This is a genomic window from Microcoleus sp. LAD1_D5, from assembly GCF_036702115.1.
Lineage (GTDB): Bacteria > Cyanobacteriota > Cyanobacteriia > Cyanobacteriales > Microcoleaceae > Microcoleus.
In genome coordinates, this window is the sequence record NZ_JAUBSA010000044.1 from 43848 (window position 1) to 51467 (window position 7620).

General features: G+C 45.9%; 5 protein-coding genes. 3 read left to right on the plus strand and 2 right to left on the minus strand.

Annotated elements, in window-relative coordinates; all coding sequences use genetic code 11:
- Nucleotides 1–42: 42 nt before the first annotated feature.
- Nucleotides 43–2427, minus strand: a complete 2385-nt coding sequence (locus QUA70_RS18320; protein WP_333329716.1) for a GAF domain-containing protein — start codon at nt 2425–2427, stop codon at nt 43–45.
- Between the two features lie 538 nt (nt 2428–2965).
- On the opposite strand from QUA70_RS18320, the gene QUA70_RS18325 reads away from it, so the two are divergent.
- From QUA70_RS18325 to QUA70_RS18335, 3 genes are all read left to right on the plus strand, one after another.
- A complete protein-coding gene (locus QUA70_RS18325; RefSeq protein ID WP_333329719.1) occupies nt 2966–3748 on the plus strand; it encodes a calcium-binding protein in 783 nt (260 codons plus the stop codon).
- A 158-nt stretch (nt 3749–3906) separates the two neighbouring features.
- Entirely contained in the window at nt 3907–4512 is a 606-nt protein-coding gene (locus QUA70_RS18330) for a Uma2 family endonuclease (RefSeq protein WP_333349044.1), read from the plus strand.
- Nucleotides 4513–4695: 183 nt separating this feature from the next.
- Nucleotides 4696–6198, plus strand: a complete 1503-nt coding sequence (locus QUA70_RS18335; RefSeq protein WP_333349042.1) for a tetratricopeptide repeat-containing serine protease family protein — start codon at nt 4696–4698, stop codon at nt 6196–6198.
- A gap of 388 nt (nt 6199–6586) precedes the next feature.
- On the opposite strand, the gene QUA70_RS18340 is transcribed toward QUA70_RS18335, so the two are convergent.
- Nucleotides 6587–7366 (minus strand): Tat pathway signal protein, encoded by a 780-nt coding sequence (locus QUA70_RS18340; protein WP_333349040.1) that lies wholly within the window; start codon nt 7364–7366, stop codon nt 6587–6589.
- Nucleotides 7367–7620: the final 254 nt, after the last annotated feature.

Below are 7620 nucleotides of genomic sequence, written 5' to 3' on the forward strand. Positions count from 1 at the left end.
GGACGCACTCCCGCTTTTTAACGGGATTTGGGGCAGGGGTTTTCAATCGCTGACCACGGTAACTTCACAGATAGTAGAAATTGATGTGGGTTCCGGCAAAATACGCACGCGGGCAAATTTTAAACCACTGACTCCTTGCAGTGATTCCACTATGCCAGTCTGAATTTTTGGCTCTACCCAACCTTCGCGAGACAAATAGCGCAAGTATTGTTGGTACTCTTCCCATTCGTCTTCGGCTGAATAAACTACCGTTAACATTCCTGGCTGGGTAATTCGCTCTTGTACGTCTTTGTCCACGGCTTTTTCGATCCGCTTTTTGACTAGTTCGTAGCGGATGTCGCGAGTGCCTTTTACGTCAAACATTTTTTCGGTGTTTTCGTTGTGAAAAATGTCGATCGTGGTATTCTGCACTAAGACTAAATGTGCGAGTTCCATATTAATTTGAGACTCGGCTTTGAGGCGAAAAACTGTGCGGCCGCAGTCGCAAATTGCTCGCAGTTGTTCGTACCGCAAACTGTGCAGGTGAAACTGGCTGAATTTGGGGTCGATCGACTTTCCTACATAAATCATGTGATCCATGCCGTCAGTGCATTCAATGTCGCAGTAGTGGGGGAGGATTTGCTGCATTTTTTCTTGCCAGCGAGCCCAGGTTTCTTGGAGTTTCATGCCGATTAGGTGCAGCATTTGGTCGTAGCGAGTGCGATCGCTATAAACGCAGTTGTGTTCGTTTTCACAGGCTGCTCGGTAAGCTTCAACGGCTGCCTGAACCCTGGGGTGGCACTGCACAAAATAGTCAAAATACACTTCTAAATGCTCGTTTAAATACTCGGCTGCTCGCACCTCCATATCGACTGTTACTTTTTGTTTTAAATGCTGGATGTAGTCGAGCAAGTCGAGCCGCAGTTGCTCGCCGAGGTGGGTAGTTTGTGTTTGGCAAACGGCATCAGCTATGACTAAACCTAAGCGGAATTGTTCGAGCAAATCAGTTTGAATGGCTCGGTTTCTTTCGTCGCTTGAACCGCGAATGTCCGAAATTCCGTACAGCGGATGAACGTCAGCAAATACGATTGTTTCTGGAGGCAGTCCCCAACTTCGCCTTTCTGCTTCTTGGGCGAACCGCCACTCGACTGCGGGGTGGATGTTGTGAATGTGGGTAAACCGCTCCTGGATGGCTTGCCGGAGGGCTGCAATGAAGGCGGGAATGAGTTCTTGGGCGTGTTGAGCGTCAATGCCGTTGAAGTGGTTGGGCCGATCGCACAACAGCCCCACGACACCCAAAATCCGCTGCCCGCACCCCTCACGGGTGACGGATTTGACTACCAGTGGCACCAGCAGCATCGATCGAGTTCCCATTCTCCGCAAAGTTCGATCGCACTCGGTTTCGCACTCCCTACGCAAGTCTGGCACGTTCCAAACTTGATTTGCTGCTGTGGCCTTCAACAAATGAGAAGCTTCTAGGGAGTGCATTGAATAAAGAATCGGCTGCAAATGTTGGCCATCTTTTGCAACTAATAGCTGTACCTGATCGCCGTCTGGCCGCAGCAACAAAGTGCCGTCAGTATTGAATAGCGATCGCAAACACAGATCGATTCTCTCAAATTTGTCAGGTCGCAGCATCGAATCTTGATCGATCAATAACTGAGTCAGACGGCGAATTTGCTCCTGCACGGTGACATCAAAACCTTCTAGCAGCAGCAAACCTTCTACGCGGTAATTATCCAACTGCAATCGATCGGCTAACTTTTCCAGTTGATTCGGCTGCATCAGCCAAGCTTCCCGTTCCGCAACAGGCATTAATTTTAAAGGAACATCCGCAAATTCATCTATTTTTGAGTCAATCCGAGTAATTTTTAACTGTTCCGAACCGATCCAAAATTCAATAAATCTGGGTTCTCGGTGTTTGGGGTTTTTTACACTCGCCGTGACAGGTTCGTCTAGCACCCGCAAACCGTCGATGTCAATTTGATAATATTGCTTAAATACCCAGTGCAAAAGGTGGCGACGGTACAATTGTTCTGCTGTTTTGCCGCCCCAATCCTCGAACAGTTCCAGCAGAGTGAGGTGGGTTTCGGCAAACCAACCGTTGGTAGATTGAGTTGCCAAAGACGTTTCCTCCCAATCGGCCAAGCGACAAAATGCCGCGTTAGCATAACGCAGGGCAAAAGTTCCCGGTTCCACTACTGCGATTAAAACGCGGCGATCGCCAAGAAATTGAAACAGTCGCTTTAAATCTTGTTTCCACGTTTTCAAGGGTTCCATTTCAGCAGATTGACTAGGTACTTGGCCGGCCAAAGCTTCCAGTAGCTGTTCTATACTTGGTTCGCTGGGCAGATTGTTACTGTCTTGCTTTGTTGGGACGATATCTGTCGCTGGCTGTGATTTTACGGAGTTGTTGTTTTGATGGGAAGACGATTTAGGAGTAGACATGAGTAAAACACCTGAAAGCAGTGGATTTTGCCAAAGAATGTCAGCGATCGGCGATTATGGCTTTGTAAAGAGCTTAGATCCTGTTTGTAAAGTTTGTGTATGGGTATCGGAAACTGGGTGTTTTCTCGGACGATGGGCCCAGGGACTTTTACTTTTATTCACAAACAACCTCTCAGTCTCGACGTTATAGGTGATATTAACGTGTTACCGCCTGGGGGGTAACACCCATTATAAGCGGTAGACAGTAGCGGATAGTGTCAGCAACTAATGCTATTTGACTCAGAGGCGAGATCTATAGCAGGTTTGAGTTGAATGAAGCACAGCCCTGGTAATTGGGAATTGGGAATTGGGAATTGGTAACTTATACGCTCGCGTAGCCCAAGTATTGGTAATTGGTAATTGGCTATCAGCCAGCACGCTGCTTGTCCTTAATTTAGGAAATAAAAGTTGTGGCAAAAATCCAAACATACTTGCTATTGAACAAGCAAATAATTAAAATGTATAATACAGCTAACAGCATTTTGGAAAAGACATAGTTATGGCTATAACGATTAACAACCTCATCGTCGATGTGACGGGATTTCCTGTATTTGCTGGGGGCGGTCCACGTCTTTTGGCATTCGCTACACCAGATGAGATTGACGTAGCGGATGGAAATTTGTCGTCTTTTCCTTGGGGAGTTTGGGGACTCGATGGCAACGATACTATAGGAGGTTCATCGGATTCCAACGAACGGCTGTTAGGAAATAACGGCAATGATATTATCGGCGGTGGGGGCGGAAATGACATAATTTACGGCGGGAAAGATAACGATCTCCTGGATGGAAATGATGGCAACGACGTAGTTAGGGGCGACGCCGGAAATGACCTTATCTTCGGAGGGTTCGGGAACGATATCCTGCGGGGAGGGCAAGGAGACGACGATTTAGAGGGCAATGACGGCAACGATTTCTTGGTGGGCGATCGGGGAGTTGACGTGCTCACGGGAGGCCCCGGTAGTGACATATTTGTGATCCGAAGCAACGATGAAGCCTTTGGTATAAATGGAGCAGATGTCGTTACCGATTTTAACTTTGACGAGGGCGATCGCATCGGTTTGACGGACGGTTTAACAGAACTAGACCTTTTCTTTGAAGACGACAATTTGATTGCTTACGATAACGACGGAATTATCAACGACATGGTGATTGAAAACATAATTACCGGACAGATTGTGGGGTTAGTTTTAAATACCAACAACTTTGAACTTGTCGGTGCATTTGAACAAGCGAGCCCGTTTGCATTGGCAGTTAACGGTTCTCAATTCCAGTTTTTGGCTTAGTGCCAGGTAGGGGACACGGCACTGCCGTGTCCCTACAGATAGCGGGCAATCAATCTATACGCAACCGTACTTTGCCGAAGTGATATTAAAACAGTTCTCCCTTTAAATATTTGTTAGGCTAATCTAAAAGTAGAAATTCAAACTCTGGGAAAGTATATATGGCCATTGCCACTCACCCCAAATTAACTGCACTCCCCGAACAGCGGTTGATTTTGCCGCTATCAATGACTTGGGAACAGTTCAAAGCTTTGGATTCATTGCTAGAGTACACTCGCAGTGTTCGCTTGTCTTACCTCGACGGATATGTGGAAATTATGACACTTTCGCCGGAACATGAAACCATTAAATGCCTGCTGGCAGGAATGTTAATGACCTTTTTCGTAGAAAAAGATATTAGTTTTAGACCGACGGGTAGCGCTACACTCCAAGGGGAAGCAAAAGGCAGCAGCAAGGAACCAGATTTATCTTACTATTTTGGCGAAGACCGACGGCAGCGAGAAACACCCGATTTGGCGATCGAACTTGTTTTTACTAGCGGAACTATCCACAAGCTGGAATACTACCGCAGATTTAACGTAGCGGAAGTTTGGTTTTGGGAAGACGGAGTATTTTCGATTTACCAACTGAACTCGGAGGGTTACGATCGCGTTTCTCGGAGTATGCTGTTGCCGGATTTGGATCTAGAATTGCTGGGTAGATGCCTGCAAATGTCTGAAGAAAAAGAAGCTTTGAAAGTGTTTCGGGATGCAGTTCGAGCTGGTTAACCTAGAAGATATACAAATAAAATATTGCATAGTAATGCCAGCAATCGCGGAAATATACGAAATGTACGAAATGTCATAAAAATCGCAATCATCTGAAAACATCCAGCGTTTCTGGTTTTCATAAATTTCATTTTAATCTATACTATTCGGAGTATAAAAAATCTTACTCTTCAGCAATCACCTATGAATAGGGGTTATTCGCGCTTTGATTCCTTCACCAGCATCCTAGCAGGAACAGTAACGGTAGCAGGAATAGTTGTTTTTGCAGCAGCACCCGTTATCGCAAAAACTCCTCAAGAAATTGCCAAATTAGCGATTTCTGCCACCGTTCAAATTAATGGAACCACTGGTCTAGGTACAGGATTTATTATTGCTAAACAAGGTACAACCTACACTGTCCTGACAGCTAACCATGTGGTAGATGATACCAAAGCTACCTATACGATTCGCAGTCATAGGGGAAAAGACTATCCAGTAACCCGTAGTGTATTATTACAGAAAGGCCAGAATGCTCCCGATTTAGCAGTCGTAACATTTAACAGTACAGAATCTTATCCAGTTGTAACTTTAGGCGATTCCGAACAAGCGACAGTTGGAACAGAAATTTTTGTGTTTGGTTATCCAAGTCTTCCCGCTAGCAGAAAAGACCAACCCGATCGCAATTTTGAGTTTTCACCCGGCTATGTTACCAGCCGTCTCCCGACTCATTCAGACGGCTATACTTTGCGCTACAATGCTGTCACGAAAGGGGGCATGAGTGGAGGGCCTGTATTTGATGGAGAAGGGCGTGTAGTTGGGATTCACGGAGAGGGCGATCGCGATGACGATACAAGAGTCACTGACGGAAAAGTTATGACAGGTTTAGCGTTTACTAAAACCGGGTTTAATTCTGCGATTCCTATTAACACTTTTATAGCTAAATTGTCGGATGCAGGTTTAAATCGTTCTGCTATTTTGGTGAATACTTCCACCGCCACTAACGCACCTCTGAAACTGAACAATCCCCAAGATGCTAAGACTTATTACGTTCGCGGTTTAAGTCGGTTTGACAAGGGAGATTTGTCAGGGGCTGTTGCCGATTTTAACCAAGCAATTCAAACTCAATCTGATTACGCGGAAGCTTATTTCTATCGAGCCCTCGCTTATTCCGATTTGAGACAAATGCCCAAGAGTATCGCTGATTATAGCAAGGCGATCGCCCTAAATGCCGTTTATGTTGACGCTTACTACAATCGGGGGCTGGTTTTGTCAGCAATGGGAGATAAACCGGGGGCGATCGCAGATTATACTCAAGTCATCCGCTTGGATAGAAACTTTGCAGCAGCTTACAACAACCGAGGATTAGCATTTTCGGACTTAGGCGATCAAAAAGGGGCGATCGACGATTTCAATCAAGCCCTGCAAATTAATCCGGGTCGCGCCAACACTTATTTTAACAGAGGATTAGCGCTGTTTCGCATCAATAACGATCGCTCTGCCTTAGCTGATTACACTCAAGCAATTCAACTCAATCCCAGTTATGCAAAGGCTTTTGCTAACCGAGGAATTACGTTAGTGAGAATGGGAGATACAAAAGGGGCGATCGCAGATTTGCAGCAAGCTGCTCGTTTATTTAGGGCTCAAGGAATGAATGCAGATGCTCAAAAAGCATTAGATTTGATTGGTCAATTGCAAAAGTCAAATTGATTTGATCTTGTGTACCTGTCGCAATATTCCGGTACTCCAAAATTAGAAATATTTCGCCAGTCCGGCATTCGCAATAGTCCGACAGTCCGGCAGGGGTTTAAACCCCTGCCTCAAAGCTGAAGTCCTCTAAAGAGGACTAATATCAAATCCGATTAATTGCACAGAATATTTGTAGGGAAACGGCACTGCCGTGTCCGTATCCGCCGTAGGGAAACTATCGAAATAAATACAGAAAGAGCACACAGCACTGCTGTGTCCCTACCGAATATCTGTATTACGCTCCGTCGCTCGGCATGTCAGTCCTTTTCAAAGGACTTTCGCTATGAGACGGGGGTTTAAACCCCCGTCGGACTCGACAACAAACACGAGAATTAATATTACTCTTCCCCTAAAACCTCACCGTCACCAAAATCACCCGCCGAGGCTGATCTTCCGCTTCAACCGTAAACTCAACACGCCCAAAACCTCTGGGCCCCGGTTCAACTAAATCATAGCGAGATGTCACCGTACCGGCGGCTGTATCGTATTGAGCAAAAACAGCACCAGGATTCCTCCCAGCAGACGCATCCGCATCTCCTCCCCAAGAACCCCAATCATCCAATCGCGATCGAGTTGGCAATACAGAAGCCGCGATTTCTGGAGGTGTTAATCTTTGATCTGCTAAGACTTGTTGAGCATTATGAATAGCGCACATTGTCGGCCCAGAAATTTTGGTATCGCTATATTGATCTTGCCACTTTTGTACAAAGCCAAAGCCAACATTCGGGCCGACTTGATCCTGTCTTTGCTGCCCCCACAGCCGACTGGTATCTGATGCAAAATTAGAACCGCTGCCAGTTACGGCTAATTCGGTTCTTTTGCTGGTAAAATTGCGGTTGACAAATTCTTTATCTGCCGTGCGAATAGCGTTGGCGGCTGCTGGTTCTATTTTACTGCTAACATTAGTATTGCCTTGTACGATTGGTGAGAGAACGCCGGGGATGGGCTGTGCTCCACAATATTTTTGAATGCCGTTGAAAACGCGATCGGCTGATAAGGCACTAATCGGAAATTCTAGGGAATAAGCCTCGGCCGGTTTGGGGAAAAAGATGCCGGATGTTGCGGAAGCAGTAAAAGAAGCCCCACCCCATATGACGATCCGGTTAAATTGACGGCGGCTAATACTCATAATTTATCTACTCCCTGGAGAGCCTGCCCCTGGTATAATATGGAATGAGAAAAAGTAGTAGGGTGTAATACCTTCACTACAATTTGTTGCTCTGGAACAAGTGATATCAATAGCTAGACTTTTACCATTACTAACATCTACCAGCATCGTATTGACCCTTCCCTCCTTTCCTACTTGGGGCTTGCTGAATAAGCCTAAAACCCTTACCTCAAAAGACTTTGACTCGCGTTCGGCGTTGACAACGTGTAAGACTA

Coding starts and splice junctions, on each gene's coding strand:
- QUA70_RS18320 (WP_333329716.1), bottom strand. CDS start 2,427: ATGTCTACTCCTAAATCGTCTTCCCATCAAAACAACAACTCCGTAAAA.
- QUA70_RS18325 (WP_333329719.1), top strand. CDS start 2,966: ATGGCTATAACGATTAACAACCTCATCGTCGATGTGACGGGATTTCCT.
- QUA70_RS18330 (WP_333349044.1), top strand. CDS start 3,907: ATGGCCATTGCCACTCACCCCAAATTAACTGCACTCCCCGAACAGCGG.
- QUA70_RS18335 (WP_333349042.1), top strand. CDS start 4,696: ATGAATAGGGGTTATTCGCGCTTTGATTCCTTCACCAGCATCCTAGCA.
- QUA70_RS18340 (WP_333349040.1), bottom strand. CDS start 7,366: ATGAGTATTAGCCGCCGTCAATTTAACCGGATCGTCATATGGGGTGGG.